This window comes from Exiguobacterium sp. SRB7LM, assembly GCF_015712685.1.
Taxonomy (GTDB): domain Bacteria; phylum Bacillota; class Bacilli; order Exiguobacteriales; family Exiguobacteriaceae; genus Exiguobacterium; species Exiguobacterium profundum.
Genome location: NZ_VWVR01000006.1, coordinates 1,865,508 through 1,883,207, shown reverse-complemented (window position 1 = coordinate 1,883,207; position 17,700 = coordinate 1,865,508). Strand labels below are relative to the sequence as shown.

Annotated in this window: 17 protein-coding genes; 12 read left to right on the top strand and 5 right to left on the bottom strand. The window is 48.8% G+C overall.

Features of this window, described 5'->3' with window-relative positions; all coding sequences use genetic code 11:
* The first annotated feature begins 103 nt into the window (after positions 1 to 103).
* The 6 genes from F3H97_RS10330 to desA all read left to right on the top strand — a co-directional run bounded on the left by F3H97_RS10330 (position 104) and on the right by desA (position 6,180).
* The gene (locus tag F3H97_RS10330) at positions 104 to 1,123 is read left to right on the top strand and encodes an ion channel (protein ID WP_196431314.1); all 1,020 of its coding nucleotides are present in this window, start codon (positions 104 to 106) and stop codon (positions 1,121 to 1,123) included.
* A gap of 11 nt (positions 1,124 to 1,134) precedes the next feature.
* Complete coding sequence (locus tag F3H97_RS10325) at positions 1,135 to 2,262, top strand: YfbR-like 5'-deoxynucleotidase (protein WP_196431313.1); 1,128 nt, start codon at positions 1,135 to 1,137, stop codon at positions 2,260 to 2,262.
* A 129-nt stretch (positions 2,263 to 2,391) separates the two neighbouring features.
* Positions 2,392 to 2,724, top strand: a complete 333-nt coding sequence (locus F3H97_RS10320; RefSeq protein WP_012727454.1) for a PadR family transcriptional regulator — start codon at positions 2,392 to 2,394, stop codon at positions 2,722 to 2,724.
* Positions 2,721 to 3,248, top strand: coding sequence for a DUF2812 domain-containing protein (locus F3H97_RS10315; RefSeq protein ID WP_196431312.1), 528 nt, complete (start codon positions 2,721 to 2,723; stop codon positions 3,246 to 3,248). Before F3H97_RS10320 ends, F3H97_RS10315 begins: the two co-directional genes overlap by 4 nt.
* A 172-nt stretch (positions 3,249 to 3,420) precedes the next feature.
* Positions 3,421 to 4,965 carry an alpha-amylase gene (amyS, locus tag F3H97_RS10310; protein ID WP_196431311.1) on the top strand — a complete coding sequence of 515 codons (1,545 nt, stop codon included), beginning with the start codon at positions 3,421 to 3,423 and terminating at the stop codon, positions 4,963 to 4,965.
* A gap of 201 nt (positions 4,966 to 5,166) precedes the next feature.
* Entirely contained in the window at positions 5,167 to 6,180 is a 1,014-nt protein-coding gene (gene desA, locus F3H97_RS10305; protein WP_074035599.1) for a Delta(5) desaturase DesA, read from the top strand.
* A 35-nt stretch (positions 6,181 to 6,215) separates the two neighbouring features.
* Here desA and F3H97_RS10300 read toward each other — a convergent pair whose 3' ends face one another.
* Both F3H97_RS10300 and lipA read right to left on the bottom strand, forming a co-directional pair.
* A complete protein-coding gene (locus tag F3H97_RS10300; RefSeq protein WP_196431310.1) occupies positions 6,216 to 7,046 on the bottom strand; it encodes a lipoate--protein ligase family protein in 831 nt (276 codons plus the stop codon).
* A 17-nt stretch (positions 7,047 to 7,063) separates the two neighbouring features.
* Positions 7,064 to 7,999, bottom strand: a complete 936-nt coding sequence (gene lipA, locus F3H97_RS10295) for a lipoyl synthase (protein WP_324292278.1) — start codon at positions 7,997 to 7,999, stop codon at positions 7,064 to 7,066.
* Positions 8,000 to 8,287: 288 nt separating this feature from the next.
* On the opposite strand from lipA, the gene F3H97_RS10290 reads away from it, so the two are divergent.
* Positions 8,288 to 10,237, top strand: coding sequence for a glycoside hydrolase family 3 protein (locus F3H97_RS10290; protein ID WP_196431309.1), 1,950 nt, complete (start codon positions 8,288 to 8,290; stop codon positions 10,235 to 10,237).
* Between the two features lie 41 nt (positions 10,238 to 10,278).
* Here F3H97_RS10290 and F3H97_RS10285 read toward each other — a convergent pair whose 3' ends face one another.
* Both F3H97_RS10285 and F3H97_RS10280 read right to left on the bottom strand, forming a co-directional pair.
* Positions 10,279 to 11,124, bottom strand: coding sequence for a DegV family protein (locus tag F3H97_RS10285; protein WP_159563021.1), 846 nt, complete (start codon positions 11,122 to 11,124; stop codon positions 10,279 to 10,281).
* A gap of 8 nt (positions 11,125 to 11,132) precedes the next feature.
* On the bottom strand, positions 11,133 to 11,981 hold the full coding sequence (locus F3H97_RS10280) for a lipoate--protein ligase family protein (protein WP_196431308.1): 849 nt from the start codon (positions 11,979 to 11,981) through the stop codon (positions 11,133 to 11,135).
* A 101-nt stretch (positions 11,982 to 12,082) separates the two neighbouring features.
* On the opposite strand from F3H97_RS10280, the gene F3H97_RS10275 reads away from it, so the two are divergent.
* Complete coding sequence (locus F3H97_RS10275; RefSeq protein ID WP_196431307.1) at positions 12,083 to 13,378, top strand: HD domain-containing protein; 1,296 nt, start codon at positions 12,083 to 12,085, stop codon at positions 13,376 to 13,378.
* 22 nt (positions 13,379 to 13,400) lie between these two features.
* Positions 13,401 to 14,987, top strand: a complete 1,587-nt coding sequence (locus F3H97_RS10270; protein ID WP_196431306.1) for a Na/Pi cotransporter family protein — start codon at positions 13,401 to 13,403, stop codon at positions 14,985 to 14,987.
* Positions 14,988 to 15,026: 39 nt separating this feature from the next.
* On the opposite strand, the gene F3H97_RS10265 is transcribed toward F3H97_RS10270, so the two are convergent.
* On the bottom strand, positions 15,027 to 15,215 hold the full coding sequence (locus F3H97_RS10265; RefSeq protein WP_012727443.1) for a 2-hydroxymuconate tautomerase: 189 nt from the start codon (positions 15,213 to 15,215) through the stop codon (positions 15,027 to 15,029).
* A gap of 147 nt (positions 15,216 to 15,362) precedes the next feature.
* On the opposite strand from F3H97_RS10265, the gene ypfJ reads away from it, so the two are divergent.
* The 3 genes from ypfJ (at position 15,363) to F3H97_RS10250 (ending at position 17,618) form a co-directional block, all read left to right on the top strand.
* The gene (ypfJ, locus tag F3H97_RS10260) at positions 15,363 to 16,217 is read left to right on the top strand and encodes a KPN_02809 family neutral zinc metallopeptidase (RefSeq protein WP_031422139.1); all 855 of its coding nucleotides are present in this window, start codon (positions 15,363 to 15,365) and stop codon (positions 16,215 to 16,217) included.
* Between the two features lie 94 nt (positions 16,218 to 16,311).
* A complete protein-coding gene (locus F3H97_RS10255) occupies positions 16,312 to 17,160 on the top strand; it encodes a MurR/RpiR family transcriptional regulator (protein ID WP_031422140.1) in 849 nt (282 codons plus the stop codon).
* Positions 17,157 to 17,618 carry a GNAT family N-acetyltransferase gene (locus F3H97_RS10250; protein ID WP_196431305.1) on the top strand — a complete coding sequence of 154 codons (462 nt, stop codon included), beginning with the start codon at positions 17,157 to 17,159 and terminating at the stop codon, positions 17,616 to 17,618. The genes F3H97_RS10255 and F3H97_RS10250 overlap by 4 nt, the downstream gene beginning before the upstream one ends.
* Positions 17,619 to 17,700: the final 82 nt, after the last annotated feature.

The following is a 17,700-nucleotide window of genomic DNA, read 5'->3' as shown; positions in this document are numbered from 1 at the left end:
GTCAGTCCTTCCTTTTTTTTCTTATACGGAATCACCATCAAAATGGTTTCGTGAATCTTTTTGTGGTTACGTTTAGTATATAAGAGAGAAGGAGGGGGAAACAGTGCATATCTTATTTCGTGTGTGGAAAGGGTTAGCGAAATTATCATTTTTGAATGTCGTCTTAGCTTCGATTGGCATCATTATCTTAGGAACCGTGCTCGGTTATGTTTTAGAACCAGAGACATTCGGATCACTGTTTGATTCGTTCTGGTGGACGATGACGACATTGACGACCGTCGGATACGGGGACTTTTATCCGTCCTCCGTGGCAGGGCGATGGCTCGGGATATTCTTATTCCTATTCGGGATTGGGATTATCGGGGCGTTGATTGGAAAATTGGTTGAAATCGGTGCGACGTTTCAACGGCTAAAACGGGAGGGAAGACTAGTGTATCGTGGAGAAGGACATTATGTGTATATCGGGTGGTCCCCGAAGACGAAGAAAGCAATCGATGAAGTGCTTAACTACGAACCGAAAGCAGAGATCGTATTGATTGATCAGTTAGTTGAGGAACCGTACGTGCACGATCAAGTTCACTTCGTATCAGGCGATGCTTCGGATGAAGCGGTATTGCTGCAAGCAAACGTCTTGAAGGCGCGACGCGTCGCGATTTTTGCGGATGCCCGTATCACGGAGACGTTACTCGCCGATGGGAAGTCGTTATTAATCGCGTCAGCGGTCGAGGCACTCTCTTCTGAGTATCAGGTGGACTTGCACACGGTCGTCGAAGTGTGTGAAGAAAGAAATATCTCGAAATTCAAACACGTCCGCGTCGACGATTTTATTTTAGCGAACGACTCGGTCTCCCTCTTGATGGCAAAAGCGACGTTACAACCTGGAACGACAGCAATTTTCCGTCAGTTGTTGAGCAAACAGTCAGGTGGGAACATTCAAGCGTTGAAACCAAAAATCGAGTGGCAGAATGTTCGACAAGCAAATACAGCGTTACTTGAATCAGGGGTGACACTCATCGCGGTCAATGACCGCTTGGATGTGGCGACGATGCTCGATTTGCCGCTTCAGGAAACAGACATGTTATATGTCGTCTGTCATGACGATGTATTTGAACGATTATCGTAAGGAGTGAAACCATGCATAACGGAACGTTTATCCGAAAGATGACACGTATGCAAAACGTGCAACGGTGGGATGAATATGCCCCCCATTATCATGATAACGCAGCGAGTCATAGCTTTCGTGTCGCGGTCTTTAGCTTGATCGCGGCTTATGTGGAAAAAGAGAACGGACGTGAAGTCGATTTGCTCGATTTACTCGGGAAAGCCATTTTCCACGACATGAATGAAGTCCAGACAGGCCCGATCATGCACCGGACGAAAAAAGAACCGACCTTGATCGGTCACATCGAGCGTATGGAACGAACAGCGAGTCTCGGTCTTGTCGAGCTGCTGTCGCAATCATTACGTCCTCACTTTCATCGTTTCGTGGTGGAAGCGGAAGATGATTCGTTCGAAGGTCGAATCGTGGACGGAATTGATTCGTTCGATGCGATGTTGTTCGTGCGACGAGAAGTCGCGCACGGCTCTCCGCACTTTGATGACAAGCCAGAAGAGATGAAAGCCGCACTCCGACATCATCCGATTGATTCGGTCCGCTGGCTGTTCGACCAGGTCGAGGCAGAAACGGATGTGTTGCGATTCATCGAGAACGTCATGCGGATGGATAGTGTCCGTCGCTGGAAAGGTCGCTTTAACACGATTGACGACAACGATGCGATTCATGGTTTCCGGGCTGCCGCGCTCGGTATGTTCAGTGGGCTCTTAGAGCGTGAGAAGTACGACGTCGATGTCGATGTCGCCGAACTCGTGGCTCGTCTTCTCTGTCACGATTTAGTTGAAGGGGTGACCGGAGACGTGCTCGGTCCAGTCAAACATTCGACGCAAGAGACGGGGGCTGCGTTTGAGGCATACGAGCGAGCGGAAAGTGAACGTCTGCTTGGACTGTTGCCTGAGTATATGCAACCGGCGTTCCGTCGATATATGGCTGACTCGAAAGACGATACGTATGAGGGAATGCTCGTCGACATGATGGACAAGCTTGATGCGCTCATCAAGATGAACATGGAGCGGAAGATGAACGGGGCCGAGTATGAGGTCACGTATCGCGAGCAGCTCCGTAAAGTCCAGATGCGATATGAGAATCCAAGCATGATTTTCTTCCTGGCGTATATCTTGCATGATTTAGACTATGTCACTAGTTAAAACCGTTTATCTTGAAGTCGCATACCTAAAAGGGTGCGGCTTTTTTTATATCATTTATTGACATATATCATTTAACGATATATATTGAGTATAAGAAATATATCATTCAATGATATAGGAGGTGGAAAGATGCCGCGAACGGACTCATTAGAGTTAGGAGAACTGACGGATAGTATGTTTTATATCCTGTTGGCGCTCACGACGCCGCGTCATGGCTATTTAGTCATGCAATTTGTCGAAGAGACCACGCGAGGACGAATGCAAATTGGTCCGGCTTCGATGTATACGATTATCAAAAAGTTGTTGAACGCCGAACTGATTGAACCGATGGATGGGGACGGAAAGAAAAAGAACTATCGAATCACGAATAAAGGCCGCTCGATTTTAACGGATGATGTGAAGAGACGACAGGCGATGGTCGAAGATGCCTGTGCCATTTTGGATATGGAGGGATCAAGATGAGACAAAAGTATATGTCGAGCTGGGGATTGGCGTTTGCTGAAGAGCGTGAGATGCGGAAACTAGAACGAATGGCGGCCAAGGGATGGCATTTGAAGAAGTTTGCCCCGCTAGGATACACGCTCGTTGAAGGGGAACCGGAAGACGTTCAGTATAGTTTGGACTATCGTACTCGTCCAGACGAAGACTACTTTGACCTGTTTGCGTCGAGCGGGTGGGAACATGTCACATCAACCGGGGATGAGATTCATATTTTCAAAGGAGATCGAGATGCCAAGCCGATTTACTCGGATGTCGAAACAACAGAGGAAAAATATCATGACATGGAGCGTCAGATGGGAAGAGCTGCGCTCATCCTAGGTATTTTATGGATTGCACTCTTTTCGTTGTTTCAGTTTGATTGGCCAACCGTTGTCGAGACAATATTGATTGGGATTCAACTACTCGTGACGATCGGTCTCGTGTTTACAGGACTTCCGTACATCGGCTACCGTTTCAAACGCAAACGAATTAGCCGGGAAGGATGACTAGGCGGATGGCACAAGCCATCCGTCTTTGTTTCGTTCGACTGAACTATTCGAATGAGAAATAGTTAGGGAGAGAGAACTGTTTTTTAGTGTCTATCTATGCAACAAATTAAAAATCATTCACAATGATTAATGCAAGCGCTTTCATTAACTATTTGAGGAGGAATGAAGGATGTTGAAGAAACGACAAGGGATTGCTGTCCTGGCTGGAGTGACATCGATTGCACTGTTTTCGGGGCAACCGGTCGCACAGGCAGCGACCCCACAGAACGGTACGATGATGCAATACTTTGAATGGTATGTTCCAAACGATGGCCAACACTGGAACCGACTCTCGAACGATTCGCAGCACTTAAAAGATATCGGGATCTCGACCGTTTGGATCCCACCAGCGTATAAAGGGACATCACAAAATGATGTAGGATACGGGGCGTATGATCTGTATGACCTTGGAGAATTTAATCAAAAAGGAACGACTCGGACAAAGTATGGAACAAAAGCGCAGCTACAGTCGGCCATCTCCAACTTACGCGGGAAAGGGATTGGCGTCTATGGGGATGTCGTCATGAACCATAAAGGCGGAGCGGATTATACCGAATCCGTTCAAGCTGTCGAGGTCGATCCTTCTAACCGGAATCAAGAGACGTCTGGGGAATATGCCATTTCTGCCTGGACTGGATTCAATTTTGCTGGACGGAACAATACATACTCGCCGTTCAAGTGGCGTTGGTATCATTTTGATGGGACCGACTGGGATCAATCACGAAGTCTGAGCCGAATCTACAAATTCAAGAGTACGGGTAAAGCATGGGATAGTGAAGTGTCGGGTGAGAACGGGAACTATGACTACTTGATGTACGCCGATGTCGATTTTGAGCATCCGGAAGTACGTCAGGAGATGAAAAACTGGGGGAAATGGTACGCGGATTCGCTTGGATTGGACGGCTTCCGACTGGATGCGGTGAAGCATATCAATCATTCATACTTAAAGGAATGGGTGACGAGTGTTCGTCAGGCAACCGGAAAAGAGATGTTCACTGTTGCGGAGTATTGGAAGAATGACTTAGGGGCCATCAATGATTACTTGGCCAAGACGGGCTACACTCATTCCGTATTCGATGTACCACTCCATTACAATTTCCAAGCGGCAGGGAATGGTGGCGGTTACTATGACATGCGGAACATTTTAAAAGGTACGGTCGTCGAGCAGCACCCAACACTCGCTGTGACGATTGTCGACAATCATGATTCGCAACCAGGACAGTCACTTGAGTCAACAGTCGCGAATTGGTTCAAACCGCTTGCCTACGCGACCATCATGACACGTGGTCAAGGGTATCCAGCACTATTCTACGGAGATTATTATGGAACGAAAGGGACGACGAACCGTGAAATACCGAATATGTCAGCGTCGCTTCAACCCATTTTGAAAGCGCGTAAAGATTTCGCCTACGGCACACAACATGATTACATCAATCACCAAGACGTCATCGGATGGACACGTGAAGGAGTGACGGACCGTGCGAAGTCTGGTCTTGCAACGATTTTATCGGACGGACCAGGCGGGGCGAAATGGATGTATGTCGGAAAACAGAATGCAGGGGAAGTGTGGAAAGACATGACAGGAAATAACGGACGTCTCGTGACGATCAATGCGGACGGTTGGGGCGAGTTCTTCGTCAACGGTGGCTCGGTTTCCATCTATACGCAACAATGAATCAGTTAGACTTGTCTCTAAAGATAGGGGCGAGTCTTTTTTCTGAATTTTCACCACATAAGTTTTATACATGATATAATGACCTAGTGTTAATTCTTGATAGGGAATACTTCCGATCCATGAATTCACATTGAACAACGTTGGTTGTTGGTTTTATCTATATTTTTGCGTTGTGACGCTGTTGAATTCAAGGAGGTTGTTATGAGTAAAGAAAAGATTGCCCAATTAAGAAAGCACGTCTCGCCGTTTGAAAAGTCCGATATTCGGATCAGTGTGCGGCAGATGATCAATACGATTTTACCGTTTCTCGTATCGTGGTTTTTAGCGTACCAACTACTAAGTGTCTCGATTTTCCTGACATTGCCGTTCACGTTGATTGCAGCAGGATTTGTCGTGCGGATGTTCATCATCTTCCATGACTGCACACACGGTTCATTCTTTAAAAATAAAAAAGCGAACGCGATTGTCGGAACCATTACAGGGGTCTTGACGTTATTTCCATACGAGAAGTGGAAACGAGAGCATGCGATTCATCATGCATCGAGTGGGAATTTGGATAAACGGGGTGTCGGCGACATCTGGGTCATGACGATTGAGGAGTATATCGAAGCGTCAAAATGGACTCGTCTAAAGTATCGCCTATATCGTCATCCGCTCGTTATGTTCGGTCTCGGACCACTTTGGCTTATTCTTGTCACGAGTCGTTTCAACCGAAAGGACGCGCGGAAAAAAGAACGACAAAACACCTATCTCATCAATATTTCTCTCGTCGTCCTATATAGCGCGCTCATCTATCTGATCGGTTGGCAAGCGTTCTTGATTGTACAAGGAACGACGATGTTCATCGCCGGTGTGCTCGGAATTTGGTTGTTCTATGTTCAGCATACGTTCGAAGATTCCTATTTTGAAGATGAGCAGGAATGGGATTATGTAAAGGCGGCCATCGAAGGAAGCTCGTATTACGAGTTGCCGAAAGTGCTTCAATGGGTGACGGGTAATATCGGATTCCATCATGTCCACCATCTGAGTCCACGCGTGCCGAACTACCATCTAGAAAAAGCACATACGTCGACACCGCCGTTACAACGGGCGACGACGATCGGACTGTTTTCAAGTTTGAAATCGTTACGCTACAAATTGTATGATGCGAACAACAAAACATTCGTCACGTTCCGAGAAGTGCGCCATCTGTTGCGCCGAGCGAACGCGGCATAAAAAAAGATTGTCCCTGATCAAAAGGGACAATCTTTTTAGCGTTTCCAGACCCATTCATCACTCTCGTACTTCTTGACGAGCAAATCGATTTCGGCTTGCTGTTCTTTCGTGAAGACAAGCGGTTCGAACGTCAAAGAAAAAGCGTCCTTGAAGCCGGTCTCGAATGCGGCCGCTACTTCGTCAAAGGAAACGAAACGCTTTAACGTGTCGTTCAAGGCGACGGCTTTTTCGCTGAAGCGGGTTTTGGCTTCGTGTTTCTCCGTCTCATCCATCGCGAAACAGTCAAACAACACCTCATCATCGACGGAGAGAGGAATCGAACCATGTTGAAGCACGGCCCCTTGGTGGCGCACTTGTGCGCTACCCGCAATCTTCTTCCCGTCGACAGCAAGCTCATAGTATGAAGCAGCATCGAAGCAGACGGCCGATTTTGGTTTGCGGAGCGCTTCGCGATCCTCTTCCGTCAAGGGCACCGAAAATTCGGCGGGGACGCCGAGTTCGTGATATCCGCGACGAACCCCTTCCGTGAGTAGGCGATAGCTCTCGATGATATTCGTCGGGAGGGCAGGGGTCGATTCAGGCAAGATGACGCTATACGTCAACTCATCCGCATGCAACACGGCACGTCCCCCGGTTAAGCGACGAACGACCGGAATATGGTTCGCTTCGAGGGCGTCCCGGTCCAAGTCACGCGTCGCTCGCTGGAAACGTCCGACGCTGATTGCATGAGGTGCCCATGAATAAAAACGAAGCGTCGGTTTGAGCTCTCCCTTTGCGACCCAATTGGCGATGGCTTCATCAATCGCCATATTTTCAGCCGGTGAAGTCGATTCAGTTCTAAGTAAGTGCCACGTCGTACCAGTCATAATCTCTCTTCTTTCTGTTAGTCGATTGGCAACATCGTGTGGCGACGCGCCTTGTGTACTTGTTCATCCGCGTGGTATGACGAACGGACGAGTGGACCTGCCTCACAATGTGAGAATCCTTTTGATAGAGCAATCTCTTTCAACTCGGCGAACTCGTCCGGATGGTAATAACGTTCCACCTCGAGGTGTTTCTTCGTCGGCTGCAAGTATTGACCGAGCGTTAAGATGTCGACGTTGTGCGCGCGGAGGTCATCCATCGCTTCAATCAATTCCTCTTTCGTCTCCCCAAGCCCAACCATGATCGATGACTTCGTCGGGATATCCGGGTTCAATTCTTTCGAACGCTTCAAGAACTCGAGCGTGCGGTCATATGTTGCTTTCGCACGGACTCTCGGTGTGAGGCGACGGACTGTCTCTAAGTTATGGTTCATGATGTCAGGACCCGCATCGATCAACGTCTGCAAGGCAGAGAAGTCACCCATCATGTCTGACGGGAGCACCTCAATCGATGTCTCCGGGTTCATGGCGCGAACCGCGCGAACCGTCTCTGCGAAGACAGTAGCCCCGTAATCGTTCAAGTCGTCACGCGCGACAGCCGTGATGACGACGTGTTTCAAGTTCATAAGTCGAACCGATTCGGCGACACGCTTTGGCTCTTCCCAATCGAGCTCGTTCGGTTTCCCAGTCGTGACGGCACAAAAACGGCAAGCACGTGTACAGATACTTCCAAGAATCATGAAGGTCGCGGTCCGACGTACCGCCCAACATTCATGAATGTTCGGACATTTCGCTTCCTCACATACCGTATGTAAATTTTTCTCGCGCATCATCTTCTTTAGGCCGGTATACGTATCATTCGTGTTTAATTTAATCTTTAACCATTCCGGCTTACGTTTCAGTTCCCCTCTTGCCACAATAATTTCCCCCTTTTTGAAAGTTAACCTGTATCGAATTGAGTTTACCAAAAAACGAATCAAAAACGAACCACAGAAATTATTGGTTTTGCCAATACAGTTCACTGTGTATCAAAACAGAAACATTGTTTCAAAATGGTTACGCTTTCACTTGAACAATTGTTTCTAAAAAGTGGAGTTGCTATACTGTTGTTGACCACCTGAATAAGGACCAAATGTAACTGATGCGATCAGGCATGGGGTGAACGAGCGTTGATGAGGCAACGCTTCTTCCTCCATGCCTTTTCGTTTGGGGGTCAGCCAAATTTGACTAAGGGGAGTGGGAACATGAACAAGGCACTGAATTGGACGGCAACACTCGGATTGACGACGGCATTGCTCGTCTCGTCGGTTCCAGCAGCAGACGCGGTCGTGGCGGAAGGGACGCCGACGCTGTCGATTGACCAGCGCGTCAACACGCAGCTAGAATCGATGACGCTCGAACAAAAAATCGGGCAGATGATCATGCCGGACTTCCGATTATGGAACGGGGCGAACCATACATCTCTTGCACCGGAAGTGGCGCGTGTCATCGATCGTTTCGATCTCGGTGGAGTGATATTGTTTGCGGAGAACGTGAAGGAAACGGAACAGACGACGAAACTCGTTCATGATTTGCAAGAAGTCGTGAAACAAGATGCAAGCAATGATGTCCCGTTATTCGTCACAATCGACCAAGAAGGTGGGATTGTGACACGACTTGGGACGGGAACGAATTTACCGGGGAATATGGCACTCGGGGCCACACGTAACAGTCAATATGCCTATGATGCAGGGGAAATCATCGGTTCTGAATTGAACGCACTCGGGGTAAACGTGAACTTCGGACCGGTACTTGACGTCAACAACAATCCGGGGAATCCGGTCATCGGCGTCCGTTCGTTCTCGAGCGACCCTGAACTAGTCGGGGAACTCGGTTCCGCGATGACACAAGGTATTCAAGACCAAGGTGTTGCAGCAACGGCGAAACATTTCCCAGGTCATGGCGATACGGCCGTCGACTCGCATTATGGGTTACCGGTCGTCGATAAATCACTCGACGAGTTACGTGGTCTCGAGTTGTTACCGTTCAAACGTGCCATCACAGAAGGGATCGACATGATCATGACGGCGCATATCGGGATGCCACAAATCGAGGACGAGGTCGTCGAATCAGAACGCGGCACGTTCCCACTCCCGGCGACGCTTTCGGATGATGTCATCACGGGAGTGCTTCGTGAGGAACTCGGATATGAAGGAATCGTGGTGACCGACGCACTCAACATGCAAGCCATCGCAGACAATTTTACGGAAGCAGAGGCGGTCATCAAGACGTTCGAAGCAGGGGTCGACATCGCGCTCATGCCGACGATTTTACGATCGGAAGCGGATGTGATCAAACTCGAAGCAATCTTTGAGGAAGTCATTGCGGCAGTGAAGGATGGACGTTTATCGGAGGCGACCATCGATGAATCAGTGGAACGCATTTTAAAACTGAAAGCAGAGCGTGGAATTTGGGGAGAAACGACGGACTCCACGACGCTCGAGATGAAGCTCGCAGAAGCGAATGCGACGGTAGGAAGCGCTGAGCATAAAGCGAAGGAACGTGAAATCGCGGAGGCGGCCGTCACTCTCGTGAAGAACGAGAAGAAGACGCTCCCATTCAAACCGAAAAAAGGAGACACGGTGCTCGTCTTGTCGCCAGCGAAAGACCAAACGGATAGCATGGTGAAAACAATCAAGTCACTAGAAAAGAATGCAGGGAATATGAAAGACGTGAACGTCATCACGGCCAACTACTCAGCATCAACGCCGCATCTAGATCAAAATCCGGCACTACGGCAACAAGTTGAGGCGGCTGACTATATCATCGTCGGTTCGAACGTGAACAACAGCGCGAAATTAAAACCGACATCAGCTGATCATTATGTACCGGCCGAAGTGTTCCGTTATGCAAATGAGACAGGGAAACAATCGGTTTTACTCAGTTTGCGCAACCCATACGACATTGCCGTTCAACCGGATGCCCCGGCACATCTCTTAATCTATGGATTCAAAGGCGATCCGAACGGTCCAGATTCGGAGGCGGGCAACTTGAAGTCGGCTGGTCCGAACTTACCGGCAGGCATTCGTGCCATCTTCGGTGAAGTGAAGCCACAAGGGAAGTTGCCGGTAGATGTACCGAAATTTGTGGACGGTGTATTCCAAGACGAAAATTACGCGCAGTTCGGTGATGGATTTAAAAACTGGAATCGCTAAACGAAAATGAGCTCGCCCGAAAATCGGGAGAGCTCATTTTTTCATGCCTCGAAATAGGCGATGACGAGTAGACCGGGACCGGTGTGGGCACCGATGGCAGACCCGACCAGTGTCTTCGTGATGTGCTTCGGTTCGAGATGTTCGCGGACCATCTTCTCGAACTGTTCGGCTTTTTCTAGGTCGTCACCATGACCGATGAAGAGGTCTCCGTTCTCGACGATCGACTTCGATTCGACTGTCCATTCGACCATCCGGCGCATGACCTTTTTATGACCACGCACCTTTTCAATCGGGACGAGCTTGCCGTCCTCGACCGTCAATAACGGTAAAATCGTCAACAAGTCTCCGATGAAAGCACTCGCCTTCGAGACACGTCCGCCCCGCATCAAATATTCGAGCGATTCGACCGTGAACAAGTGGCGGACTTTGCCGACGAGCGAAGTGGCATACTCGACCGTTTCTTCATACGTATGGTCTTGGCTATACGCTGCGACCGTTTTGACGAACAATGCCTGTCCGACAGAGGCGGTCCGTGTATCGAGAACCGTGAATGTACTGTCTGGATATTCCTCTTTCAACATTTCGCCGACCATGACAGCGGTTTGGTATGTACCGGAGAGTTCTCCGGAGAAAGCGAGATATAAGAACGGGATTCCAGCCTCGAGATGCTGACGGAAACAGTGTTCGATTCGTGACGCCTCGATTTGGAACGTCTTTGGCGTCTTGCCATGCCGCATCGCTTCGTATACTTCTTTTGGTTGAATCGTCTCACCGTCTAAAAATTCTTCGTTGTCGATGATGACACCGAGCGGTAAAATCTCAAGACCGTATTCGATGATTTGATCGTGTGTCAAATCGGCCCCGGTGTCTGTGATCAGTTTAAACATTGGATGAATCACTCCTCTGTTAGTTGTTGTTCAATGTCGCGTAACGGTTCATTCCGTTTCCACATGCGTTCGAGCTGACTTGAGAACATTGTTTGCTCGTCTGCCGTCAGTGTCGCGTTTTGGAGCGAACTGACAGTGGAAAGAATGCGGTAGGCTCGAGTGAGGACATCTTGCACGGTAAGCGGGATTCCAAGCAAGTCTTCAAGCGAAGCCATCGTTTCCGGTACAATGGTAGGGTACGTGAACTTTGTCACTTCTCCTTGAATGGCAAGATTGTAAAAGTCACGGATGATTTCAGCACGTGCGCTCCCGCTCTGTCTTACGCTCAAGTAAATTTGAACGGCGACACCGCCACGGACGCGTCGTTGCGAAATCCCAGCGAACTTTTTGCCGTCGATCGACAAGTCGAAACTTCCAGGACAGTATGAGCCGACGACTTCACCTGGGACGATGTCATTCGTGACGTCTTGGAACATGTGTTGGATGAGCGAGGTCATAGCCTCATAGCCGCTGTCGATTTGAATCCCGTCCTTCTCTGGTAAAATTAAAGAAAGGTTGAGGACGTCATCGTCTAGCACCACGGCTAAACCGCCTGAGTTTCGGACGACGGGACGGAATCCATGTTCATGTAAGTAACGAATTCCCTCTTTCAAATGAGGCAGCCGAGCATCCTGAATTCCGAGTACAATCGTATCGGTGTGCACCCATGCCCGCAAGACGGCACCTCGTTCTTGCGTTGACGAACATAACGTATCATCGGTCGCAAACGATTGTTCCGCTTGAAACATCGTGCCAAGACTCGACTGATCGATGATGCGATAGCTCGGTTGTCGTAATAATGGATGGATCATATTCATTAATTCCTTTTCACAAAAAATTTTCCTCCTCATTATAGCATGGAGGGAACGATTCGTTTGAAGTCGAATCTAGAACATAACGAAACGTAGGAGGGCATGTCATGTACTCGTCTCGAGGACAACTATCTGGATCGAAAGTATTTAAGGATCCGGTACATCGATATATTTATGTTTACGATCACCTCATTTGGGAGTTGATCAATACGAAAGAATTTCAGCGTTTGCGTCGTATCAAACAACTTGGAACGTCTTTTTTGACGTTTCATGGCGCGGAGCACACGCGATTTCATCACTCGCTCGGCGTATATGAAATCGCACGCCAGTTAATCGATCAGTTCCAACAGTATCCGGAATGGGACGACCGCGACCGTGAACTACTGTTGGCAGCAGCGCTCTTGCACGATGTCGGACACGGTCCATTCTCGCACGCGTTCGAGCACGTCTTTTCCGTTCGTCATGAAGTGTGGACGGAGCGCATCATTTTAGGGGAAACCGAAGTAAATAGGGTTTTATCTGAGATGGGTGTCGGGTTTGCCGAAGAAGTGGCCTCCATCATCAATAAGACGCATCCGAATCGCTTGATCGTCAATATGCTCAGTTCACAGCTTGATGTCGACCGGATGGACTATTTGTTACGCGACGCTCACTTTGCGGGTGTCAGTTATGGAAAGTTTGATTTAGAACGCATGTTGCGTGTCTTGCGTCCGGATGAAGACCAAGTCGTGGTCAAGCAGTCTGGGATGCATACGATTGAAGATTATATTATGCGTCGCTATCAAATGTATTGGCAGGTGTACCTTCATCCGGCGACACGGTCGAGCGATCTCCTCTTGAAAGCGATTCTTGAGCGGGCACAGGAACTCTATGAGAGTGGCTATGAGTTTAACATGATGCCGAAACACTTTTTGCCGATCTTTGAACGCACCGGTATGTCACTCGAACAATATTTGAAATTGGACGAGACGGTCGTCTACTTCTATTTCCAGGAATGGATGGAAGAAGACGACGCGATTCTAGCCGATTTATCGAGCCGTTTCGTGAATCGGCGTTTATTGAAATATAAAAACTTCCCGGAAGCGAACCGCGTCCGCTATATGGAACGGTTGCGGCAGACGATGGAAGGCATCGGACTTCCGCCGAAATACTACTTGCTCGAAGATCAATTGAGTCAGTTACCGTATGACTTGTACAAAGGGCAGGGGAAGTATGAAGGCATTTATCTACAGATGAATGACGGGGAGCGCAAAGAGATTTCGGAAGTGTCGATGCTCGTCCAGTCGATTTTGAACTCGAGACAATCGGATGAAAAAATTTATTATCCGGAAGATGTGTTATTGAATTTAAAAGATTATGCGAATGAAAAATCGTGGATTTTATCGACATTGAAGGACGATTAAACACGCAAAGGGGCGTGACACGATGGAGATTGCGACACTGATTGGTGGAATCGGGATTTTTTTACTCGGGATGACGTTACTGACAGATACGCTCAAAAAATGGGCTGGTACACGATTGCGTCATCGGTTGAATCAATTCACCGACGGCTCTTTGTCAGGGGCGACTCTCGGCGCAATGCTGACGACCCTGTTTCAATCTTCCTCGGTGACGACACTGATGACGATTGGGTTTGTGAGCGCGGGGCTTCTCACGTTCACGCAATCGTTACCTCTCGTAATTGGCGCAAACGTAGGCAGCGCGACGACGGGATGGATCATTGCTATCCTCGGCTATAACTTAGATGTGCGCCAGTTGTTTTTGCCGATCATTGGAATCGGGATGGCGTTTCGTCTATCCAGTCCGCGCCTTCGCCGTGTGGGACTGTTGCTCGTCAGTATCGGGTTGATCTTTGTTGGGATTGGGACACTTCAAGAAGCGATGCGGGATGTCGTCACGTTCTCGTTTGGCTCGGCCGGTGAGATGACCGTTCTGCATCAGGCACTTCTGATTGGAATCGGATTTATGATGACCGCCGTCCTTCAGTCATCGACGATTGGACTCGTGCTAACGATGACGGCTCTCGCGACGGCGGCGATTTCACTCCCGCAAGCCGCTTATTTGGTGCTTGGTCAAAGTGCGGGGACGAGCCTCGTCGTGGCACTCGGTTCAATCGGAGGCTGGAAGTCAGCCCGACGCATTGTATTGGGGCATGCCATCTACCACGTGTCAATCGTCCTCATAGGATGGCTGACGTTCCCTGTTCTCTTCGAGGTCGTCAATCGAGTAGCCGATTGGTTCAACTGGAACGACTTATTACGTCTCGCCTTATTCCATACGACATTCCATCTACTAGGTGTGATCTTATTCCTACCATTTTATCAAACGTTCGCACGGCGATTACTGAAGTGGATTCCGAGTCGCTCCGAAAAATTGACACGTCTGCTCGATAAAAACATGTCACAACTCCCGACGGTCGCTCTTGAAGCGGCACGACGCTCTTTACTTGAAATCGAACGATATTTAGGAAATGAGACGGAACTGCTTGTCCGAGAGGGACGTCTTCGTGAAGATGAATTGACGCTCGTCGACAAGACGTTGAGCGATGTCCGCGTCTTTTTGAGCACGATACGTCTTGAAGATGAAGGAAAGCAAAATGACTATGGCCAACATCTATCCCTTTTGCATACGATCGATCATCTGGAACGCTGGTTATATGTCTTGCGAGAAGTCGAACCGGTCCACGCCCTTCGGGACACGGACTTCTCAGCGGCACGAGAACTCGTGTTGCATGAGCTTGACCTTGTGAATCAACTGAATCATCATACGCTACCAGAGGATTCGAAGCTGTGGAAACAGGCCTCAAAACAACTAGCGGAGTATCGGAAAGCACATCGTTCAGAACTGTTAGAAGAGACGGCAGCGAACCAATTGGAGATGGACCAGACGATACAAAAAGTACAAGTATTGCTCTGGCTCGACCGTATCGGCTACCACATCTGGCGAGCGACACGTCACTTGATTAAGCCGACCGTACCGAGTGAACGGTTCGACGTGAACCGAGAAGACTAGAACAAAAAACGGACTCCATATCAGGAGTCCGTTCGTCGCTTACTTCTTATCTGCGTGCATCACACCGGCTTGTCCGTAATGTGTCGCATCCATCTCTTCGATGAAGACGGTGATGTTTTCTTTTGGCGCATTCGTCGTTTCGGAGACGGCATCCGTCACTTTTTCAATCAACGCGCGTTTTTGTTCCACGGTACGGCCCGGGAGCATTTTTACAGTTACATAAGGCATGGTCATTCCTCCTTTGCTGAAGTCTCTTTCATTGTAGAGAATCCCCTTCCTCTAGAAAAGAAAATTCTCATCTACCTCGAAACATGAGCTCACTTTTACCGGATTTGGGGTAATAAACAAGACAGAGCGAATGTAGGAGGAATCGGGATGAAGTGGAAAGGAAGACAACAGAGCCGGAACGTCGAGGATCGACGTGGGCGTAGCATCGGAGGGAAAGGGATTGCCGGGGTCGGAGGCGGTCTTGGGTTGATTCTCGTCATCGTCTTTACATTATTGAACGGGGGAAGCCCGACCGATCTCGTCAACAATATCGGACTCGGGGAACCTCAATCGGAGGGGACGTATACCGGAACGGCTCGTGAAGAGGAGATGGCAGATTTCGTAGCGGTCGTCTTAAAGGATACGGAAGAAGTGTGGACAGACATCTTCGCTGAAAATGGGATGACCTATGAAGAGCCGACGCTCGTCCTATTTTCCGGACAGGTTGAATCCGCTTGTGGTATTGCCGGCTCCGCTGTGGGTCCGTTCTATTGTCCCGGCGACCAAAAGCTGTATATCGATTTGAGTTTTTATGATGAATTGAGTCAACGTTTCAATGCACCAGGGGATTTCGCGATGGCTTATGTCGTCGCCCATGAGGTCGGGCATCATGTCCAAACGCTTCTCGGGACGACAGAAGAAATCATGCCGCTTCGTAACGAGATGAGCGAGACCGAATTCAATCGCTATCTCGTACGCTTCGAGTTGCAGGCAGATTACTATGCGGGCGTATGGGCCCATCACGCGCAAGGGTTAGGGTATCTTGAAGCGGGAGACGTAGAAGAAGCGATGAATGCCGCGCATCAGATTGGCGATGACACGCTGCAGCGTCAGGCACGTGGATATGTGACGCCAGACTCGTTCACGCATGGGACGTCGGAACAACGCATGCGGTGGTTCGAGAGAGGGTTTGAGAACGGGTCGATTCAAGGTGGCGACACGTTCAATACGAACAACTTATAGATCGGGCGCCTGCTCGATCTTTTTAGGTGATTGGAATATGTGGAAGGAATCCGCTATCATAAAAGAACAACAGTTGCAGGAAGGGGATGACCAAATGGAATCCTTACTTACGAAAATTGATTTAGCGAAAGAGGATATGACAGCGGTCGAAAAGAAGATCGCCGACTATATTTTGTCCCATTCAACACTCATTCCAAACATGACGACAAAAGAGCTTGCGCAAAAGACGGATGTATCCGAGGCGAGTATCGTTCGCTTCGCTCGAGTCGTCGGAATTGATAGTTTTAAAGCGTTCAAGCTCGCGCTCGTGAAAGACTTGGCTGTCACGGAGACGACGCTGACGGACTTTAACGTCCTCCAGCAAAAGGACACACCGTATGACTCGTTCCAAAAAGTCATCCATGTGAACAAGGCGGCAATCGAGGCGTGCGCCGAAGCGATGGACAAACGAGAACTCGAACATGCAGTGGACCTGTTCGCTCGCGCGAACCGCGTCATCTTTTACGGGGTCGGGGGGTCTTCGACTGCGGCAATCGATGCGCAATATAAGTTTACGAAGCTGGGATATGCGGCCACGACCTCTCCCGATTTTCATTATATGTTGTCGCTGATCCCGCATTTAGGAAAGTCTGATGTATTCGTCGCAATCAGCACGTCAGGACGAACGAAAGATGTGCTCGAGCTCGTCCGATTTGCGAAAAAGAAACGTGTTCCGGTCATCGCCATCACTAACCTCGACAAATCACCGCTTTACCGAGAAGCGGACGTTCGACTCTGTACACCGAACGTCGAGAGCGACTTCCGAATCGCGAGCATCGCCTCACGGATGACACAATTGACGATTGTCGATACGTTATATATGGGACTCCTCCACCGGAAGGGAGAAGGGTTGATTGATCGGTACGCAGAAGCCCGTGATGAGATGGTGAAACTACGCCGATGATTCGACCTTATACGGCTGAAGATCGTCAAGAATTGCAACGCTTTTTGATGGACCAGCGCACATTCGCAAGATTGAATGAACAGACAGTCGAGATGTTTCGTGACGAGAACGTGGCAGATTTTGAAGAAGAAGGTACCATTAGCCTGATTTTTCGTGAAGAAGAGCGAATCGTGGCAATCGCCGACCTCTTGAAAAAACATCCGATCGATGGCTCGCTTTGGCTTGGTTTGTTCGTTGTCGAGGAATCTCTCCATGGGACAGGTTTGGCGCAAACGTTGTATGAACAATTGGAAGACCAATATATGCGCCCGCATCAAACGGAGTTTCGGTTAGGCGTGCTTCCTCATAATGTTAGAGCTCGCCGATTTTGGGAGCGAAACGGATACGTGTATGAGAAGGATTCGATCACGAATAAAGGAACACGCGTGCACGTCTTGAAAAAACGACTCATTCGTTAAGAGTGAGTTTTTCTTTAAAGTTTATTTGAAATTAAATTTCATAAAAATTAAATTATAAATTGACTTTAAATTTCAATATAGT

Excerpts from the sequence above, each read along its gene's own strand:
- F3H97_RS10255 (WP_031422140.1), top strand. The coding sequence starts at position 16,312 with ATGGAATCCTTACTTACGAAAATTGATTTAGCGAAAGAGGATATGACA.
- F3H97_RS10280 (WP_196431308.1), bottom strand. The coding sequence starts at position 11,981 with ATGAATATGATCCATCCATTATTACGACAACCGAGCTATCGCATCATC.
- F3H97_RS10275 (WP_196431307.1), top strand. The coding sequence starts at position 12,083 with ATGTACTCGTCTCGAGGACAACTATCTGGATCGAAAGTATTTAAGGAT.
- desA (WP_074035599.1), top strand. The coding sequence starts at position 5,167 with ATGAGTAAAGAAAAGATTGCCCAATTAAGAAAGCACGTCTCGCCGTTT.
- ypfJ (WP_031422139.1), top strand. The coding sequence starts at position 15,363 with ATGAAGTGGAAAGGAAGACAACAGAGCCGGAACGTCGAGGATCGACGT.
- F3H97_RS10270 (WP_196431306.1), top strand. The coding sequence starts at position 13,401 with ATGGAGATTGCGACACTGATTGGTGGAATCGGGATTTTTTTACTCGGG.
- F3H97_RS10325 (WP_196431313.1), top strand. The coding sequence starts at position 1,135 with ATGCATAACGGAACGTTTATCCGAAAGATGACACGTATGCAAAACGTG.
- F3H97_RS10320 (WP_012727454.1), top strand. The coding sequence starts at position 2,392 with ATGCCGCGAACGGACTCATTAGAGTTAGGAGAACTGACGGATAGTATG.
- F3H97_RS10290 (WP_196431309.1), top strand. The coding sequence starts at position 8,288 with ATGAACAAGGCACTGAATTGGACGGCAACACTCGGATTGACGACGGCA.
- F3H97_RS10265 (WP_012727443.1), bottom strand. The coding sequence starts at position 15,215 with ATGCCTTATGTAACTGTAAAAATGCTCCCGGGCCGTACCGTGGAACAA.
- amyS (WP_196431311.1), top strand. The coding sequence starts at position 3,421 with ATGTTGAAGAAACGACAAGGGATTGCTGTCCTGGCTGGAGTGACATCG.
- F3H97_RS10250 (WP_196431305.1), top strand. The coding sequence starts at position 17,157 with ATGATTCGACCTTATACGGCTGAAGATCGTCAAGAATTGCAACGCTTT.
- F3H97_RS10300 (WP_196431310.1), bottom strand. The coding sequence starts at position 7,046 with ATGACTGGTACGACGTGGCACTTACTTAGAACTGAATCGACTTCACCG.
- F3H97_RS10315 (WP_196431312.1), top strand. The coding sequence starts at position 2,721 with ATGAGACAAAAGTATATGTCGAGCTGGGGATTGGCGTTTGCTGAAGAG.
- F3H97_RS10285 (WP_159563021.1), bottom strand. The coding sequence starts at position 11,124 with ATGTTTAAACTGATCACAGACACCGGGGCCGATTTGACACACGATCAA.